Source organism: Streptococcus suis, assembly GCF_002964045.1.
In the GTDB taxonomy this organism is placed as follows: Bacteria; Bacillota; Bacilli; order Lactobacillales; family Streptococcaceae; genus Streptococcus; species Streptococcus suis_U.
Genome location: NZ_POPB01000202.1, coordinates 1 through 16,600, shown reverse-complemented (window position 1 = coordinate 16,600; position 16,600 = coordinate 1). Strand labels below are relative to the sequence as shown.

19 protein-coding genes and 2 pseudogenes are annotated in these 16,600 nt (G+C 41.7%); 5 read left to right on the top strand and 16 right to left on the bottom strand.

Annotation, left to right across the window (positions count from 1 at the left end; genetic code table 11):
• A partial coding sequence (locus tag C1E99_RS01830; RefSeq protein ID WP_238146183.1) for a transposase domain-containing protein occupies positions 1 to 183 on the top strand: 183 nt, incomplete at its 5' end.
• A 234-nt stretch (positions 184 to 417) separates the two neighbouring features.
• On the opposite strand, the gene rbfA is transcribed toward C1E99_RS01830, so the two are convergent.
• The 7 genes and pseudogenes from rbfA to rimP all read right to left on the bottom strand — a co-directional run bounded on the left by rbfA (position 418) and on the right by rimP (position 5,977).
• On the bottom strand, positions 418 to 771 hold the full coding sequence (gene rbfA / locus C1E99_RS01825; protein WP_024379497.1) for a 30S ribosome-binding factor RbfA: 354 nt from the start codon (positions 769 to 771) through the stop codon (positions 418 to 420).
• A gap of 132 nt (positions 772 to 903) precedes the next feature.
• Positions 904 to 2,889 (bottom strand): annotated as a pseudogene (infB, locus tag C1E99_RS01820) (translation initiation factor IF-2); the annotation flags it as partial.
• Between the two features lie 98 nt (positions 2,890 to 2,987).
• A pseudogene (locus C1E99_RS15555) lies at positions 2,988 to 3,699 on the bottom strand (translation initiation factor IF-2 N-terminal domain-containing protein); the annotation flags it as partial.
• Between the two features lie 17 nt (positions 3,700 to 3,716).
• A complete protein-coding gene (locus C1E99_RS01815; protein WP_105106920.1) occupies positions 3,717 to 4,055 on the bottom strand; it encodes a YlxQ-related RNA-binding protein in 339 nt (112 codons plus the stop codon).
• Complete coding sequence (gene rnpM, locus C1E99_RS01810) at positions 4,012 to 4,308, bottom strand: RNase P modulator RnpM (RefSeq protein ID WP_029187395.1); 297 nt, start codon at positions 4,306 to 4,308, stop codon at positions 4,012 to 4,014. The genes C1E99_RS01815 and rnpM overlap by 44 nt, the downstream gene beginning before the upstream one ends.
• 16 nt (positions 4,309 to 4,324) lie before the next feature.
• Complete coding sequence (gene nusA / locus C1E99_RS01805) at positions 4,325 to 5,467, bottom strand: transcription termination factor NusA (protein ID WP_105206421.1); 1,143 nt, start codon at positions 5,465 to 5,467, stop codon at positions 4,325 to 4,327.
• Between the two features lie 39 nt (positions 5,468 to 5,506).
• On the bottom strand, positions 5,507 to 5,977 hold the full coding sequence (rimP, locus tag C1E99_RS01800; protein ID WP_105106918.1) for a ribosome maturation factor RimP: 471 nt from the start codon (positions 5,975 to 5,977) through the stop codon (positions 5,507 to 5,509).
• A 217-nt stretch (positions 5,978 to 6,194) separates the two neighbouring features.
• Here rimP and C1E99_RS01790 point away from each other — a divergent pair, with 217 nt between their 5' ends.
• On the top strand, positions 6,195 to 6,383 hold the full coding sequence (locus C1E99_RS01790; RefSeq protein ID WP_105106916.1) for a hypothetical protein: 189 nt from the start codon (positions 6,195 to 6,197) through the stop codon (positions 6,381 to 6,383).
• 34 nt (positions 6,384 to 6,417) lie between these two features.
• Here C1E99_RS01790 and trmB read toward each other — a convergent pair whose 3' ends face one another.
• Genes trmB through C1E99_RS01770 form a run of 4 tightly spaced genes read right to left on the bottom strand, consistent with a single transcriptional unit; the run spans position 6,418 to position 9,666 of the window.
• Positions 6,418 to 7,053, bottom strand: a complete 636-nt coding sequence (gene trmB / locus C1E99_RS01785) for a tRNA (guanosine(46)-N7)-methyltransferase TrmB (protein WP_105109340.1) — start codon at positions 7,051 to 7,053, stop codon at positions 6,418 to 6,420.
• Positions 7,050 to 7,844 carry a cell cycle regulator CcrZ gene (ccrZ, locus tag C1E99_RS01780; RefSeq protein WP_105206420.1) on the bottom strand — a complete coding sequence of 265 codons (795 nt, stop codon included), beginning with the start codon at positions 7,842 to 7,844 and terminating at the stop codon, positions 7,050 to 7,052. Before ccrZ ends, trmB begins: the two co-directional genes overlap by 4 nt.
• A 53-nt stretch (positions 7,845 to 7,897) precedes the next feature.
• Entirely contained in the window at positions 7,898 to 8,935 is a 1,038-nt protein-coding gene (locus C1E99_RS01775; protein ID WP_105206419.1) for an ABC transporter permease, read from the bottom strand.
• Positions 8,932 to 9,666: an ABC transporter ATP-binding protein gene (locus C1E99_RS01770; protein WP_105206418.1), complete on the bottom strand. Its 735-nt coding sequence runs from the start codon at positions 9,664 to 9,666 to the stop codon at positions 8,932 to 8,934. The genes C1E99_RS01775 and C1E99_RS01770 overlap by 4 nt, the downstream gene beginning before the upstream one ends.
• A gap of 61 nt (positions 9,667 to 9,727) precedes the next feature.
• Here C1E99_RS01770 and C1E99_RS01765 point away from each other — a divergent pair, with 61 nt between their 5' ends.
• Positions 9,728 to 10,141: an HIT family protein gene (locus tag C1E99_RS01765; protein ID WP_105206417.1), complete on the top strand. Its 414-nt coding sequence runs from the start codon at positions 9,728 to 9,730 to the stop codon at positions 10,139 to 10,141.
• 1 nt (position 10,142) lies between these two features.
• Positions 10,143 to 10,439: a chemotaxis protein gene (locus C1E99_RS01760; RefSeq protein ID WP_105206416.1), complete on the top strand. Its 297-nt coding sequence runs from the start codon at positions 10,143 to 10,145 to the stop codon at positions 10,437 to 10,439.
• A gap of 674 nt (positions 10,440 to 11,113) precedes the next feature.
• On the opposite strand, the gene C1E99_RS01755 is transcribed toward C1E99_RS01760, so the two are convergent.
• The 5 genes from C1E99_RS01755 to liaF form a co-directional block, all read right to left on the bottom strand.
• On the bottom strand, positions 11,114 to 11,485 hold the full coding sequence (locus C1E99_RS01755; protein ID WP_105106909.1) for a S1 RNA-binding domain-containing protein: 372 nt from the start codon (positions 11,483 to 11,485) through the stop codon (positions 11,114 to 11,116).
• Position 11,486: 1 nt separating this feature from the next.
• Positions 11,487 to 12,887, bottom strand: coding sequence for a bifunctional Cof-type HAD-IIB family hydrolase/peptidylprolyl isomerase (locus C1E99_RS01750; RefSeq protein ID WP_105206415.1), 1,401 nt, complete (start codon positions 12,885 to 12,887; stop codon positions 11,487 to 11,489).
• A gap of 198 nt (positions 12,888 to 13,085) precedes the next feature.
• Entirely contained in the window at positions 13,086 to 13,727 is a 642-nt protein-coding gene (locus C1E99_RS01740; protein ID WP_105206414.1) for a response regulator transcription factor, read from the bottom strand.
• A complete protein-coding gene (locus tag C1E99_RS01735) occupies positions 13,699 to 14,715 on the bottom strand; it encodes a sensor histidine kinase (protein WP_105206413.1) in 1,017 nt (338 codons plus the stop codon). The genes C1E99_RS01740 and C1E99_RS01735 overlap by 29 nt, the downstream gene beginning before the upstream one ends.
• Entirely contained in the window at positions 14,712 to 15,407 is a 696-nt protein-coding gene (gene liaF, locus C1E99_RS01730) for a cell wall-active antibiotics response protein LiaF (protein WP_105206412.1), read from the bottom strand. The genes C1E99_RS01735 and liaF overlap by 4 nt, the downstream gene beginning before the upstream one ends.
• Before the next feature lie 213 nt (positions 15,408 to 15,620).
• Between liaF and C1E99_RS01720 the strand changes: the two genes are divergently transcribed.
• A partial coding sequence (locus C1E99_RS01720) for an ISL3 family transposase (protein WP_193441778.1) occupies positions 15,621 to 16,600 on the top strand: 980 nt, incomplete at its 3' end.

Genomic DNA, 16,600 nt, shown 5'->3' with positions numbered 1-16,600 from the left:
GGAGCCAAGTCAACAGCTGTCATTTTGAGTCTTTTAGAAACAGCTAAGCGACACGGACTTGATGCAGAGAAATATATGAACTATCTTCTAGAACACTTACCTAATGAGGAGACACTCGCAAAAAAGGAGGTGCTGGAGGCTTATTTGCCATGGAAGGAAAAAATTAAGAGAGCATGTAAATAGAAAAAGGTTCCAGAGTCGATAGGACTTTGGAGCCTTTTCAATATACTTTGTTATTGGGCGGTTACAGTATATTTCGAGTGAATCTTCATAAAATACTCCCTTAGAACGGCAAAAAGTCGAATGTTTCCACTCGACTTTCCTATCTTATATTCAATGAAAATCTTATAACCTCCACAGGAGCTTTACAGTTTTCAAATCAAGCTAACAAAGCCTGATGTTGATTTTCGAAGAGTATTAATCTTTTTGCTCTAGCGCACGCAACATTTGGTCAATCTTGTTGCCGTACTCAATCGATTGGTCTTTTTCAAAGACCAGATCAGGGATTTTATAAAGAGTCAGCTTACGACCTAATTCTCTCTTAATAGTTCCCGTTGCTTTTTCAAGACCTGTTTGAGCTTTTTGGTTGTCAGAAGCCAGGTTACTCATAATCGTATAGTAAACCTTGGCCATAGACAAATCTCCGACCATCTGTACATCAGTGATGGTCACACCTTGCACGCGAGGATCACGGACTTTCTTTTGCAAAATTTCATTGACTTCGCGCTTGATTTCCATCCCTACACGGTCTGTTCGAAAATGGTTTGCCATAGTCATTCCTTTCTAACGAATGATAGAAAAGCTGAGTTTCCTCAGCTTTCCCGCTGGTAGAAGATCACTCTCTATCTACCCTATTTTATTCAATACGTTTACAGTTGGTTGAAACATCACCTTTTAGGCTGATTATTTCTTAATTTCTTCCATGATATATGCTTCGATAGTATCATCTACACGGATGTCGTTGTAGTTTTCAATCATCAAACCACCTTCTTGGGCATTGCCGACTTCTTTCACATCGTCTTTGTAACGCTTCAAGCTCGCCAATTTACCGTCGAAGACAACAACACCATCACGGATGACACGGACGCTTGAATCACGAGTAACCTTACCACGTACAACCATGAAACCACCAATTGTACCGACTTTAGACACTTTAAAGGTTTCACGGATGATCGCTTCACCGATAATTTTTTCTTCGTACTCAGGATCCAACATCCCTTTCATGGCATCTTCCATCTCTTCAATTACCTTGTAGATGATACTGTGGAGACGTACTTCTACATCGTCCGCTTCCGCTTGGTTGCGAGCTTCGGCAGTTGGACGAACGTTGAAACCAATTACAAGGGCATTAGACGCCTCTGCAAGAGTAATATCCGATTCGTTGATGGCACCAACTGCTGAGTGAACGATATTGACACGTACCCCTTCCACTTCAATCTTCTGAAGGGAGGAAGCAAGTGCTTCAACAGATCCTTGTACATCGGCCTTGATGATCACATTAACAGACTTAACTTCACCAGCTTTAAGGGTATCAAAGAGGTTTTCAAGACTGACACGTTGCGTTGCTTGACGTTGTTTGAGAAGGGCACGTTTGGCACGCTCTTCCCCAGCAGCACGAGCAGATTTTTCATCCTCATAAACTGCGAAATGGTCACCCGCCATCGGCGCTTCATTCAAACCTGTGATAGAAATAGGGGTTGATGGACCTGCAACTTTGACACGACGACCAAGGTCATTTGTCATGGCACGAACACGACCGAAGGTGTTACCGACAACGATTGGATCTTGCACATTGAGTGTACCTTGTTGAACAAGGAGGGTTGCAACGGCACCTTTTCCTTTATCCAAATGCGCTTCGATAACCGTACCAATTGCACGCACAGTAGGATCTGCCTTGAGTTCTTGGATTTCAGCTACTAGAAGCACTGTTTCCAATAATTCATCGATATTTTGGTTGAATTTCGCAGAAATTTCCACGAACTCAGACTCACCGCCCCAGGCAGTTGAGATAACACCATGTTCAGCCAATTCACCAATGACACGCTCTGGGTTTGCACCTGGTTTGTCAATCTTGTTGATAGCTACGATGATTGGAACATTGGCAGCTTTGGAGTGGTTGATTGCCTCGATTGTTTGTGGCATAACACCGTCATCTGCTGCAACGACCAAGATGGTCAAGTCGGTAACAGATGCACCACGAGCACGCATAGACGTAAAGGCCGCGTGTCCAGGCGTATCCAAGAAGGTAATCTTCTTACCGTTTTCTTCGATTTGGTAGGCTCCGATATGCTGAGTGATACCGCCTGCCTCACCTGTTGCGACACGAGAATTTCGAAGAGTATCCAAAAGAGTTGTCTTACCGTGGTCAACGTGTCCCATGATGGTCACAACTGGCGGACGCTCTGTCATCTCTTCTTCATTGAGATAGCCTTCTTCGACGAAGAAACGCTCGATATCTGCATTGTCCACTTCTACTTTTTCTTTGGCTTCGATGCCGTAATCAACCATAAGGAGTTCAATGGTATCGCCGTCCAGAGATTGGTTCTGTGTTGCCATGACACCCATCATGAAGAGCTTTTTAACAATTTCAGCTGGTTCACGCTTGATTCGTTTTGCAATTTCTGCAACCGTCATTCCAGCTGTGTATTCAAATTCAGTTGGCAATTCATGGAACTTGCGTTCTGTGACAGGCTTGGCAGGTTGATTGTTCTTGCCGCGTTTATTTTTCTTGTTGTTATTCCAGTTACTATTTCTTTGATTTCTCACTTGATTTTGACTATTTCGATTTCTTTGTTGTTTCCGTGGACCATCTTCTTCGTCACTATTAAAGTCACGCTTCTTGTCTGGTCGAGCTTGTTTCTTACGACGGGTATCTACAGCACTGTCAGCAACTTTCTCAGGTACCGCTGCGACTGGCGTTGGTTTAACAAATGGCTTGCTTTCAATCACCGGTTCTTCAAACTTGATTTCTTTCGGTTTTTTCGGTTGCTTCTTCGCTTCTTGAGCTTGGCGGAAACGCTCTTCACTAGTACGAGCATATTCTGCATTTTGCTCAGCTTTTAGGGCTGCAGCACGCGCTTTGAAATCAATTTTCGGCGCTGCTGGTTTTGCAACTTCTTTTTGCTCAAAGCGGGCTGGTTGACCTGAACGATTGTCTTGGCGACGGTGATCACGATTGTCACGACGGTCACCAAAACGATTGTCCTTGTGCTTATCTGAACCCTGTTCACGTCTATTATCACGACGGTCATTGCGGTCATTATTTGGACGGTTTTGACCTTGTTGACGATTATCACGACGGTCTTGGTTTTGTTTGCCTTGACCACCTTTACCTTGTGCTCGTTTAGCAGCTTGCTCCTTGGCACGCGCTTCCCGTTCTGCCTTAAAGTTACGGCTCTGTGGACGGTGCGGTGTTGCTGGAGTAGCCACCTTCGGTTCTTCCTTAGGCGTTGGTGCGGGTGCGTCCTCTTTTACGACCTCAACCTTGGCTGCTGGCTTTTCGACCGGCTGAACTTTATCTGCAGGTTTAGGCGCTTCTGCTTTTTGGTTAAAGCTATCAGCCAAGCGTTTGGCACTTGCTTCATCTACACTTGAAGCATGGCTTTTGACTTCAAACCCCAATTCTTGAGCCTTAGCAACAACTTCCTTACTGCTGACACCTAATTCACGGGCTATTTCATTCAATCTCTTCTTAGACAATGCCTTGTCCTCCTGTTCTATTCCATAATAGACCTCATCTTCTTTGTAAATCCAGCGTCTGTCACTGCAAGGACTTTTCTGGCCTTGCCGACAGCTGCACTCAATTCCAGTGTTGAAAACACTGTTACAACTTCTACTTGATAGGTATGACTTTTATCTGATATTTTTTTACTTAAATTTCCAGCAGCATCGTCAGCTAGAAACACCAGCTTTGCCTGCTTTTTTTGGATAGCTTCAACAACCAAGTCTTCGCCTGACACCAGGCGTCCTGCTCGTTGGGCCAAGCCCAATAAATTTAAGATTTTCTGTTTCTTATTCCAGTCCAAGTTCTCTCCTCTTGACCTTATGATCAACATAGGCAATCAATTCATCATAGAACTCTGCAGCCACTTCCATACTAAAGGAACGATCGAAAACACGACGTTTTTTAGCCTGAGCAGCTTCCTCATTGTCCAATTTGATATAGGCACCACGACCGTTTGCCTTGCCTGTTGGATCGATAAATACTTGACCTTCTTTATTTTTTACAATACGGAGCAAATCCCGTTTGTCGATGATTTCACCGGACACCACAGACTTGCGCAAGGGAATTTTTCTAGCTTTTGCCATGGTTGCTCCTTTTGTCTTATTCTTGATCTTCTGCTACTTCTTCTACAACTTCGTCTGTCGCATATTGAGCCGCCTCAATTGCTTCATACTCTGATGCAGACTTGATGTCAATGCGGAAGCCTGTCAAATGGGCTGCCAAACGAACGTTTTGACCGCGGCGACCGATTGCTAATGACAATTTGTCATCTGGCACAACAACGGTAGCATGTTTGCCATCTTCCGTGTCAAACAACACTTGGTCAACTTCTGCAGGTGCGAGAGCATTGTAAATAAATTCCGCTTCGTCAGCTACCCACTCGATAACATCAATATTTTCCTCAGTAGGAATCATGCGGTCATTCTTCGCATCGTAACGAGCTGGGTGGAATTTGCTCGTGATTTTCTTAATATTTGAACCACCACGACCAACGATCGTACCGATAGCATCCACATTTGGATTGTGGCTACGAACAGCGACTTTCGTACGGTCACCCGCTTCACGGGCAACACTCATGATCTCAACAGTCCCATCATACACTTCAGGAATTTCCTGCTCCATGAGACGTTTGATCATTTCAGGATGGCTACGGCTGACAAATACGTTAACCCCTCGACCGTTATCTTCTACCTTGTAGACATAGACTTCAATACGGTCATGTGACTGGAAAACTTCGCCAGGAATTTGATCCTGTTTTGACAATTGAGCTTCAATGGTACCAAGGTTGACATAGATAAAGCGATTATCAAACCGTTCAACGGTACCAGACATGATTTCATTTTCATGTTGCTTATAAGTATTGAAGGTAATGGCACGCTTTTGCTTACGCATTTTTTCCATAATGGTCTGCTTGGCTGATTGAGCAGCTACGCGACCAAATTCTGCAGGATCTTCTTGGAATTTGATTTTATCACCCATTTCATACGCAGTTGAGATGGCCAAGGCATCCTTGAGGCTGATTTCCAACCGGCTATCAAAGACCTCATCCACTACTTCACGGACAGTATATACATGGAAGTCAGCCTTCTTCTCATCAAACTCGATGACTGCTGACTCTGCTTGTCCATAACGGCGTTTGTAGGCAGAGCGGAGTGATTCCGTCACTGCATCAATAATATCCGCCTTGTTGATACCCATGTCTTCCTCTAAAATGCGGAAGGCTTCTAGCATTTCTCTACTCATCTTCATTTCCTTTTGATAGCAAAAGGTCCTTTCTTATACTTAAATTTTAACGGCTAAACGTGCCTTGGCTACAGTCGAATATGGAATAGTCACTTCTTTTTTACGGGTCTTGTCCATATATTCCATGACCAAATCTGTTCCATCAAAGGACAGGAGAGTTCCTTCAAAAATTTTCACCTTGTCAATAGCTTGATACAGCTTGACATGAATGTATTTCCCAACAGCCTGGGCAACTGCTTCAGCTGTCTTCAAGGGACGTTCCAAACCTGGACTGGTCACTTCAAGCATATACTGCTCTGGGAATGGATCTGGCTGAATCGTATCCAAAAGCGGACTAATGATTTCGGATAAATCTGCCGTATCCTGAAGGGAAATCCCTCCTTCCTTATCAATAAAAATCGATAAGACATAGTCACCACCCATTTTGCCATATTCCACATCTACCAACTCATAAGGAGCTTGGATAGCTGGTTCAATGGTGGCCGTGACTAAATCAATAATTGATGACATAGGCACCTCCTTTTGCAATTCTGACCTGATACAATTTGCATACAGGGAAAGGGTTGACTGACGTCAACCCCCTTTTCTCTTTATTTCTATCCTGTATTTTACCATAATTCCCTAGAACTGTAAAGAAAAACGATAAGGGCAACTGTTGGTAAACGTTATCCATTTTTTCTGTTGCATCCATAAGATTACTTTGCTATACTATCGTTGGAGGTCTATCATGAAAAAAGAAAGTATTTTATTCACCCTTTGCCTAATGCTTCTAATCATGACTCTGGCCATCTTTCTCTTTATTGATAGCCATTTATTGTATGGTTTAGAAAGCCTTAGACCAATAGCCTACTTGCTCATCGGCTCAGCCATTACCGCTTGTATCGTCTATCTAATCCATTTTACTAAACAAAAATAAGGAGTCCATTGGGATTCCTTATTTGCTTATCTTATTAAAATCGTGCTTCCACGCGATAGATAACCTGACCCTTGTTTGAGAATTTCTCCTCATACTCTGTCATAACATTGCCTTCCAAACCATCTGCATGTAAATCCAACCAAACCTGCTTCAAAACCATGCCGTATTGTGAAAAACTAGCCAAGCTATATTCAAACAAACCACGGTTATCCGTCTTGAAATGAATTTCCCCATTTTCAGGCAGAATTTCCTTATAGGTATCCAAGAAGGACTTGTAGGTCAATCTGCGTTTTTCATGGCGTTTCTTAGGCCATGGATCAGAAAAATTCAGATAGAGTTGATCAATCTCCGCAGGTGCAAAATAGTTGGTCAAACTAGACCCGTCAACCTGCAAGAGTTTGATATTTGGTAAGCCCGCTTCTAAAACTCGGTCCAAGGCATAGCTCAAAACTGTCATCTGAATATCAATACCGATGTAATTAATATCCGGATTTTGTGCAGCCATCCCTGTTACAAAACGACCTTTACCAGATCCAACCTCGATATGAATGGGGTTGTTATTTCCAAAAATTTCTGCCCATTTTCCCTTACACTCCTCTGGATTGGAGATAACGTACTGGGGATTATTTGCTAGGAGCTCACTGGCTCCCTTACGATTTCTAACTCTCATACTTCCCTATAAAAACTTTGGCGGAATTGACGCAAAGCGTAGATTTCTTTATTTGCTGCTATAGTATTGTAGCTTTCAACATGCTTGGCAATCTGATTGAGGTAGGCCAATTGCCCATACCAAAATACTTTATTTAATACTGTTCGATTATACTTGTAACCATAAGCACGAAGCCATTCCTCCCAAGATTGACGAGGAATGTAATGCGTCAAGATATAGGCAACATCGACCATCCTATCAGCTACACAAGCTGTCTCCCAATCTGTCAAATAAATAAAACCAGAAGTTGTTTCTACCCAATTGCTATGATGTAGATCACCATGAACAAAGGTTGCTACTTCTTGACGAAAACTCGGAAGGTTATTCAATAAATCTTGACAAACAGATTGTAGATAAGAATTTTGCCCCAATCTCGTCGGTGCCTCTTTTTGCCAACGATAGACCAAATCTTGAGGCTCCATATAAGTATAATTCATTTGCAAGGCTTGATTCAGCAGGATGCGTGAGTAATGCATACGTACCAAAATCTGTCGAACCTGTTTACTAGGCATATCTTGACGCTCTAAGGTACGACCATTTAGCCATTCCTGCTCCACACGGTGCCCCATTCCAACTTCACGATTTGCCGACAAAACAGGTGGAGTAATTTGCTCACGAGCTAGTGCAGAAACGATAGGAGGCATCTCATACTTCACAAAGACTTGCGTTCCGTCTGACCGTAGGCCCTTAAACGCTTTGCCACTATTTCCTGCAATAGACTGTAATTGTAGCCCACTAGTATCAAACTGCATGCCTTACCTCCTTTAAAAATTCTTTACTATTTTACTAATTTTCAGCTATTTAGTCAATCAATTTTTTTCAATTTTGCAGGTAAATAGATTTCATGCAGAAAAAGTCCAATCACAGGTAACAGGCTAATCCAGATTTTGTCTTGGACAAATAGCAGAGCTACAATCAATTCCACTATTAAAAGACCGTATAAGATTCCCCTCAACAATTTCCGAAAATCCATTTTTCTGTCATTGACACTCAAGGGATAAAGTTGTGTCATATACTGATAATCATAGTGTTTATAAAGCCCCAAAAGTTGAAAAAGGAGTAAATAATGAAAAACCAGTACAAGTCCCAGTGATAGCCAGGCCTCTTCAATCGCAATCAAGGACAGGAGGGCTAGAAAGAGCAAGCGCAAACTGAGACCAAAATAGTCTCCAGCCCGTAGAAAAGCACGCAAGTAAAGATTAAACCATGTTCGGCGTGAATTGACAACTGTTAGCAGCTTGTTGAGATAGTTTCTTGGCTTGACAGTGCTACTAATTCCCTTAACTGTTGTAAAGAGGGCAAAGAATCGCAGGATAGTTTGTTGACGTTTTTGTTCATCTTGAATGGCTTTTGACCAATCCAAGACTCCTTGTTGTTGGTAACTTGCCAGCTGGTGTTTTACTAGGAAGTATTTTGCAACCAATAATGCCAGTACAAGGCCGATAACCATCCAGGTTTCCAAACCTAGCTTGAAATAGATGGGCAAGAGCAGTAACTGAACTAGGACCTGTAGTCCTGACCAAAGCAAATAGGAACGACGGCTTGCCAAAGCCAATTCTTCTAGCACATCCTTCTCTTTTGTCAATAGGAAAATCTGGTCTGCTTCCTCCAAATAGGTGGCTATTCTGCCTGAAAACAAGGTCAAGAAGCTGATAGCAAGGACAATTAGAACAATTGGCCAGGCATTTTCAGGAAAAGCTATCAAGAGTTGTCGATATTGTAAACTCAAGAATCCCAAAAAGACCATGAGAACCAAGACAAAATGATCATTCAAGACATAACGCAGGTACTTGGAACAACGTTCTAGAAAATCACGTCTGCGTTTTTGGAACAATTCTTTCATCCAACTGCTCCTTCTTGGGTCAAGGCTAAGTAAATATCATTCAAACTAGCACCTGCCATGCCAAATTGATTTTGCAAGTCTGCTAAATTCCCTGTTGCCCTCACCTGACCTTGATGCAAAATTACAAAAGAATCACACATTTTTTCAGCCGAATCCAAAACGTGTGTGGACATGAGAATAGAAGTCCCCCTTGCCTTCTCCTCCTCCAAAAGGGCAATCAAATCCGCAATAGCCACGGGATCCAAGCCCAAAAATGGCTCATCTACAATCAATAAACTTGGCTCCACCATAAAGGCGCAGATAATCATAACCTTCTGCTTCATCCCCTTAGAGAAATTGACCGGATACCAGTCTAACTTCTCGTCCAACCGGAAGATTTTTAGCAATCTCTCGATTTTTCCCCAGCTAGATTTCCACGGCAGATTATAGGCCATGGCTACCACTTCCAAGTGTTCTTTTAAGGTGAGTTCCTCGTATAAGCTAGGTGTTTCTGGGATAAAACCAATCTTCTTTCGATAACTTTCTGCTCCCTGAGAAAGACCTTGACCATCTATCAAAATTTGTCCCTGGTAGGGCGTCAAGAGCCCGATAATTTCCTTGATAGTGGTTGATTTCCCGGCACCATTTAAACCAATTAGACCAACCAATTGCCCATCTTCAACAGTAAAAGATACATCTTTTAAGACAGGGATATTGATATAGCCTCCTGTAACATTTTTAACTTCTAACATACATTTATTCCTATAATTTGATATAATTATTATAACAGAAATCCTAGAAAGAGGGCGTATTATGTCAGATTGTATTTTTTGTAAAATTGTAGCTGGAGAAATTCCAGCCTCTAAGGTCTATGAAGACGACCACGTTCTAGCCTTTTTAGATATTACTCAGGTCACCAAGGGCCACACCCTTATCATCCCTAAAAAACATTACCGCAATGTCTTAGACATGGACGCTGAGGTAGCTAGTCAAGTCTTTTCCGTTGTTCCAACCCTTGCCCGTCAGCTGAAGGAAAAACTTGGTGCTAACGGCTTAAATATTGTCAATAACAATGAAGAAGCGGCTGGGCAAACTGTCTTCCACACCCATATCCATCTCCTGCCTCGTTTTGACAAGAATGATGGTCTAGACATTCAGTTTACGGCCAATGAACCAGATTTTCCTGCCCTAGCCAATCTAGCCCAAGACCTCTACCTAGGAGAATAAGATGAAACTTCGTAATATCCTAATAGCCTTATCCGCTGCTAGTGCTACCTATCTAGCTATTTCAAACCGAGAAAAAATCACCAAAGAAGTCAAGGATACCAAGCAATTAGTGACGGATATGGAAGCAAGTAAAACCAATATCCAAGACCAACTTGCTATGATCCAAAGTTTCCAAAAACCACTCCAGGAAATGGTTGAAGACCTCCAGTATAAGGCCCGTGTCTACCAGCAAAGCATTGCTGGAAATCTAGATGAAATTCAAAAAATACAACAGAAATATACAAATAAAGAAAAATAAAACAAAATTAGGAGCGATTTATTTCTTAAAATGAGTTGTTAAAAACTATTTATTGAATGAATTTGGTGCTATATGATCAGGATAAAGTCCTATAAGCTTTTCTTTAAATTGCTTATTTTAGTATTCGATATTCAATATTAACTTGTTCTAAGTAATTTTGAGTCTATAAAATTTTCTCAAAACTGTAAACCGTTTCTGTTTTCAAGAAGCCGCTGAATGATTCTATCATACTAGAATCTGTAGAGGCTCCTTAAGTTGGAGTTGATATACGTGAGTTTGGTAGAATAGGACTAGATGAAAGTCATAATCTCACCATCCAGAACCGGTAAGACAGGTATGGTTATGTAAGATAAGGATTCTATTCCAATATTTATGAACTGCCCCCCAAAAAGTTAGACTTTTGGGGGGCAGTTCATTATTGGGTAGGGTACTTTTTCAATAAAGTGATAGACTGATACTCTTCGAAAATCAAAATTAACCGTTGTCAAGAGCCTTGATGAGTGAAAAGCTCCGGTGGAGATTTTCAGCCTGTTATCTTGAAACAAGATAGTAACAGAGTTCTATCATCGGCTTCGATTCCTAGGCTATTTTTGATTTTCATGGAGTATGAAACCAAAAATGAGTTTCAAAAGCTAGTTTTTTTCTGTCTAACTTTTGAAACACGTTTCTCTTCCCTAAGCCTTCTTTTCTTTTTGTTCTTTGAGATAGGCTTTCGATTCCTTGATCCATTTTGGGAGACTGTTAGCTAATGGAGTAAAGCCAATCTTATTTCGTTCATTGGTAAAGCGGTGGTGACGAGGAATTTTTTGGTGTTCTTCTTCCAATGTTCGGATAGATAGGCTGGCCTTCTCAGTATATTCATCAAAGTCAACAACCTGGACCAAGACCTCTTGACCAATCTTAACGTGGTCATAGATGTTATCAACAAATCCCGTCTTGATTTCAGAAATATGAATTAAACCTGTTGTTCCATTTTCTAAATCCACAAAAGCTCCATAGGGCTGGATACCCGACACCGTCCCCTTGATCTTATCGCCAATCCTCATCTTAATCCTCAATTTCGATGGTTTCGATGACTACATCTTCAAGCGGACGGTCTGCTGAATCTGTATCAACTCCAGCAATAGCATCTAAAACTGTAAATGATGCCTCATCCACCAAATGACCAAAGACAGTATGGCGTTGGTCTAGGTGCGGCGTGCCTCCATTTTCAACATAGGTTGCTGCAATTTCTTTTGGCCAACCACCACGTTCTAATTCTTTGGCATTGTATGGGAAGTTTTGATTTTGAACGATGAAGAATTGACTTCCATTTGTATTTGGTCCAGCATTGGCCATAGACAAGGCACCACGAAGGTTGAAGGCTTCCATTGAAAACTCATCTTCAAAAGACTCACCATAGATAGACTCACCGCCCATACCTGTACCAGTTGGGTCCCCACCTTGAATCATGAAATCCTGGATAATTCTGTGGAAAATAACGCCATCATAATAACCATCTTTAGACAGTGCGACAAAGTTTGCTACTGTCTTTGGAGCAATTTCTGGGAACAATTTTACAGTTAGCTCACCATGATTGGTCTTGATATGAGCAACTGGCCCTTCAACATTTTCCAAATCCAATTGTGGGAAGTATTTTTCTTTTTCTACCATACCTAATTTCTCCAAGGCATCGAAGATGCCATCTTCTTCTACTGTTTTTGTAATATAATCTGCACGCTTTTGCAATTCTGGATGAGAATGCCCCATTGCAATGCTAATACCTGCATAATCGAACAACTCAATGTCATTCAGTCCATCTCCAAATACCAGAACATTCTCCGGTTTCAAACCTAGTTTTTCCACTACCTTGGCTACGCCAGCAGCCTTGGAAGAGTCTTTCAAGACAATATCCGATGAAATAGCATCCCAACGAACGGTGCGTAAGTCAGCTTGCAAGTCCTCTGGCAATTCAACTTCCTGACCGTCCTTCTCAAAGGTCAGCATTTGGTAAATTGCATTGTCTTTGTAGAATTCTGGGTCTGTTTCCAAATCCTCATAAATCAAATCAATGACCTGACTAATTCGCTCTGTCCGAGCAGACAAGGTACCTTTTTGGCTACCCAGTAAACCATATTCGATTCCAACCTCCTTGGTCCAGGCAATGACTTTCTCCACCAGGTCCAGAGGAAGCGGTTGGTGATGAACAAGTTTTCCTTTTGAATCTTCAACATAGGAACCGTTTATCATAGCAAAGAAATCAGGCTGGAGGGCCTTGATTTCTGGTACCAAACCATAGGGTGTTCGACCAGATGCAATTCCAGTCAAAATCCCCTTTTCTTTCAATGATTTGAAAACCTGCTGAATGGAATCAGGAATATAGCCTGTGTTCTTGACACGTAAGGTATCATCAATATCAAAAAAGACAATCTTTATTTTTTTTGCTTTGTATTTTAATTTTGCATCCACTATTTAGGTATCCTTTCTGGACTTAACATCAAGCTCAATCCACTTATCTGAGTTCGTGTCATCATCTCAGCGCAGTGGTTGATTGGCAGATTTGTTCGTGTTTCACACTCCAAATCCGACCTAATCAACTGTGCGGGGGTGGTAAGACGAACTCTTTTTAAATACTTTTGAGTTCTTTCCCACTCCCTCATTATACCATTATTCTTCCTCTTGTGCTACCAGGCCATGTTGGAAGGCATAGACAACTGCTTGTGTTCTGTCGCTAACAGCGAGTTTCGAAAGAATATTGGAAACGTGGGTTTTGACTGTTTTTAAGGAAATGAAGGACTCGTCCGCAATCCGTTGGTTGTCATAACCCTTAGCTAATAGAGTTAGGATTTCACGTTCACGAGCTGTTAAATCATCATGCAAGTCAGGGTGGCGTTTATGATGCTCCACCTTTTTCTCCACTTCTGTTTCAATGGCAAATTCCCCACGCGCTACCTTGCGAATGGCTGTCAAAATTTCATCTGCACTAGAAGTCTTTAACATATAACCTTTTGCCCCAGCTTCTAAGACAGGATAAATTTTCTCATTGTCCAGATAAGAGGTCAAAATGACAATTTGTGCTTGAGGCCATTCCTTAAGCAGAGCCAAGGTAGCTTCTACACCTGTCATCTTTGGCATGACCAAGTCCATGACTACCACATCTGGCTTAACCTCTAAGGCCTTAGTCAAACCCTCTTCACCGTCACTAGCCTCGGCAACAACTTCCACATCTGGCTGCAAATTTAAATAGCTTTTTAAACCAAGACGGACCATTTCATGATCGTCAACCAACATCACTCGAATTGTATTCATCTTCTTTTCCTTTCAATAATGGGATACGGATATCAATGGCGACACCCTTATTCAGTGCCGAGCGAATCTGAATGGTACCTGCCATGTCTTCTACGCGTTCCCGAATATTTTGTAGACCATAGCTAAGTTCTCCATCCTGTTCCTGCTGGAAACCAACTCCATCATCTGTCATTTTTAGCTGTAACTCTGTTTCTTTTTGAATGAGATAGACATCTAAATGCTTAGCTTTGGCATGACGTAGGGTATTGCTAATAATTTCCTGGGCAATTCGAAAGAGGTGTTCCTCGATTAACTTGGGTAATTCTTCCACTTCATGTTGGAAATGGACGATGATATTACTTTTATCACTGACTTCTCTCAAGATTAGCTCAAAGCCCTCAACCAAGGTCTTGCTCTCAAGCTCGCTCGGTCGGAGATGAAGTAGCAAGATTCGCAAATCCCTCTGGGCCGACTCAATCATATCCTTGACCAGAATCAACTGCTCCTGCAAGGTTTCCTGGGGCAGATTGGGCAAGCTGGAAGACAGACCTGATAGAATCATACTGGTCGCAAACAATTCTTGGCTGACCGTATCATGCAAATCTCTAGCAATCCGCTTCCGTTCACCTTCAACAATTTCTTCTCTCTTAACCAAGTCCTGATTATCCACCAGTTGCACCTGTCGGGTCAAATTTCTCACCTTATCAGACAACTGGAGAAGGAGTTGATCATTCTCCCTATCTGTTCGGATACTTTTATTCTTCAAAATAGCCTGTAACTTTGCTCGCATAACCCGAGTCGAAGCTAAACTAACCGTTTGGACCATGACTGCCAAAAAGAGGGTCAGTACGATAACCAGAAGAATAAGAGTGAATACAAGTTGTTCCGTAGACGTCCATAGATTAACATCTAAAAGCGAATGGTTGAGGAGGGGCAGGGTAGAGGAAATGACCACAAAGACAATCAGGCTGGCAAACCAAGCCAAGAGGAAATAGGTACGTTTTCTCATACGCGAACCACCTCCACATCTCCGAAAATATTATTAGTCACAACCTTCACACGTTTATGGGATTCTTGGTAGTCAGGGCTATTGATTGCTATACTCTCATTCCTAAGGTCCCAATGGGATTGTCCCAGAAAATTGACCCGTCCATAGATACTTGTCGCTGATAAGGAAACCTCAACATCGATTGGAACGATTATTTTTGTTCGTCCAAAGGTTTTACGAATGACGACAATGTTATCACGTCCCACCAAGACTGTCTTATCTAAATCAACCACATCATTGCCAAACAAGCGGACAATATTGATGTCTTCAAAACCAAAACGGTCTTGTGAATGGTCATGATTCCCAAACCACCTATTCTTCTCCTTTTGTACTTGTAAGGCATAGTCACTAAATACAATCTGGGTGTACTGATTGCGTTTCTCATAGCGTGAGAAGAAGTTGACAAACATGTAGACAACAAGAAGCATAACTCCTATGATGAAGTATGGATTCAGCATGAAAACCAGAAAAATTAGGGAAAACGAACTAAACAATAACACACTGTTCAAGCGTCGTCCGAGAAAATACCAGACAAGTAACAGTAAGGCTGAAAAAAGCAACAAGGTACGACTGGCCTCATTGGCGACAACATCAAAAGCAGCCATGGTAAATATCATACTTTCAATTAGAAGAAAAAATTGAACCTTTCTCATCCTCCTCCTCCTTTCCATACTATTGTAACAAATTTTGGAAAAAGAAGGTTTCCAAAGACAGAAAAAGCACGTCGTACGCATGAAGAAAGGCTCTATAATTTCTGTAGTGGGTAAAACCACCGTGGAGATTATGGAGCCTTTTTGAGTGTAGAAAAAAAGTCCCATATGACCTATAATGAAAAGCGACCAAACTACTCATTAGAAAGGGTCCATATGGAACAACTAAATCTTATCACAAATTTTCTCAGAATTAAAGACAAAAATATCACTATCACTGATGAATATGATATGGGAACTCACGTAGAACTCCACGGTCAATTGGATTATACAGCCCCTAAATGTCCCTCCTGCAAGGGACAAATGGCAAAATACGACTTCCAAAAACCCTCCAAAATTCCCTACCTAGAAACTGCTGGTTATCCCTTGCTTATCCGACTTAGAAAGCGTCGCTTCAAGTGTAAATCTTGCGGAAAAATAGCGGTCGCTGAAACTCCTCTTGTCAAGAAGAACCACCAAATCTCCGTCGCTGTTAACCAGAAGATTGCTCAATTACTCATCGAAAATCAAGCAATGACACATATTGCACACAGGCTATCTATCTCAACCTCATCAGTTATGAGAAAGCTTAATGAGTTCAAGTTTGAAACAGATTGGAATACCTTACCTGAGGTAATGAGCTGGGACGAGTATGCCTTCAAGAAGGGGAAAATGAGCTTCATCGCTCAAGATTTCGACTCCCTAAATGTCATCACCATTCTCGACGGAAGAACTCAAGCAACCATCCGAAACCACTTTCTACGCTATCCTAGAAAGGTTAGAAATCGGGTCAAAGTCATTACCATGGATATGTTTAGTCCATACTACAAATTGGCTAGACAGCTATTTCCCAATGCAAAAATTGTACTCGACCGCTTTCATATTGTTCAACACCTTAGTCGTGCTATGAACCGTATCCGTATTCAAATTATGAATCAATTCGACAGAACATCGCAGGAATACCGAGCCTTGAAACGCTACTGGAAATTGATACAACAAGATAGCCGTAAAATCAGCGATAAACGATTTTATCGCCCTATGTTCCGAATGCACTTGACTAACAAGGAAATACTGGAAAAACTCCTGTCTTTCTCCGAGGAACTACGACAGCACTATGAACTCTATCAACTTCTCTTATTCCATTTCCAAGAGAAAAA

What these genes read in the sequence shown, in the direction of transcription:
- rbfA (WP_024379497.1), bottom strand. Translation starts at nt 771, where the DNA reads ATGGCAAACCATTTTCGAACAGACCGTGTAGGGATGGAAATCAAGCGC.
- C1E99_RS01815 (WP_105106920.1), bottom strand. Translation starts at nt 4,055, where the DNA reads ATGTTGATCATAAGGTCAAGAGGAGAGAACTTGGACTGGAATAAGAAA.
- rnpM (WP_029187395.1), bottom strand. Translation starts at nt 4,308, where the DNA reads ATGGCAAAAGCTAGAAAAATTCCCTTGCGCAAGTCTGTGGTGTCCGGT.
- nusA (WP_105206421.1), bottom strand. Translation starts at nt 5,467, where the DNA reads ATGAGTAGAGAAATGCTAGAAGCCTTCCGCATTTTAGAGGAAGACATG.
- rimP (WP_105106918.1), bottom strand. Translation starts at nt 5,977, where the DNA reads ATGTCATCAATTATTGATTTAGTCACGGCCACCATTGAACCAGCTATC.
- C1E99_RS01790 (WP_105106916.1), top strand. Translation starts at nt 6,195, where the DNA reads ATGAAAAAAGAAAGTATTTTATTCACCCTTTGCCTAATGCTTCTAATC.
- trmB (WP_105109340.1), bottom strand. Translation starts at nt 7,053, where the DNA reads ATGAGAGTTAGAAATCGTAAGGGAGCCAGTGAGCTCCTAGCAAATAAT.
- ccrZ (WP_105206420.1), bottom strand. Translation starts at nt 7,844, where the DNA reads ATGCAGTTTGATACTAGTGGGCTACAATTACAGTCTATTGCAGGAAAT.
- C1E99_RS01775 (WP_105206419.1), bottom strand. Translation starts at nt 8,935, where the DNA reads ATGAAAGAATTGTTCCAAAAACGCAGACGTGATTTTCTAGAACGTTGT.
- C1E99_RS01770 (WP_105206418.1), bottom strand. Translation starts at nt 9,666, where the DNA reads ATGTTAGAAGTTAAAAATGTTACAGGAGGCTATATCAATATCCCTGTC.
- C1E99_RS01765 (WP_105206417.1), top strand. Translation starts at nt 9,728, where the DNA reads ATGTCAGATTGTATTTTTTGTAAAATTGTAGCTGGAGAAATTCCAGCC.
- C1E99_RS01760 (WP_105206416.1), top strand. Translation starts at nt 10,143, where the DNA reads ATGAAACTTCGTAATATCCTAATAGCCTTATCCGCTGCTAGTGCTACC.
- C1E99_RS01755 (WP_105106909.1), bottom strand. Translation starts at nt 11,485, where the DNA reads ATGAGGATTGGCGATAAGATCAAGGGGACGGTGTCGGGTATCCAGCCC.
- C1E99_RS01740 (WP_105206414.1), bottom strand. Translation starts at nt 13,727, where the DNA reads ATGAATACAATTCGAGTGATGTTGGTTGACGATCATGAAATGGTCCGT.
- C1E99_RS01735 (WP_105206413.1), bottom strand. Translation starts at nt 14,715, where the DNA reads ATGAGAAAACGTACCTATTTCCTCTTGGCTTGGTTTGCCAGCCTGATT.
- liaF (WP_105206412.1), bottom strand. Translation starts at nt 15,407, where the DNA reads ATGAGAAAGGTTCAATTTTTTCTTCTAATTGAAAGTATGATATTTACC.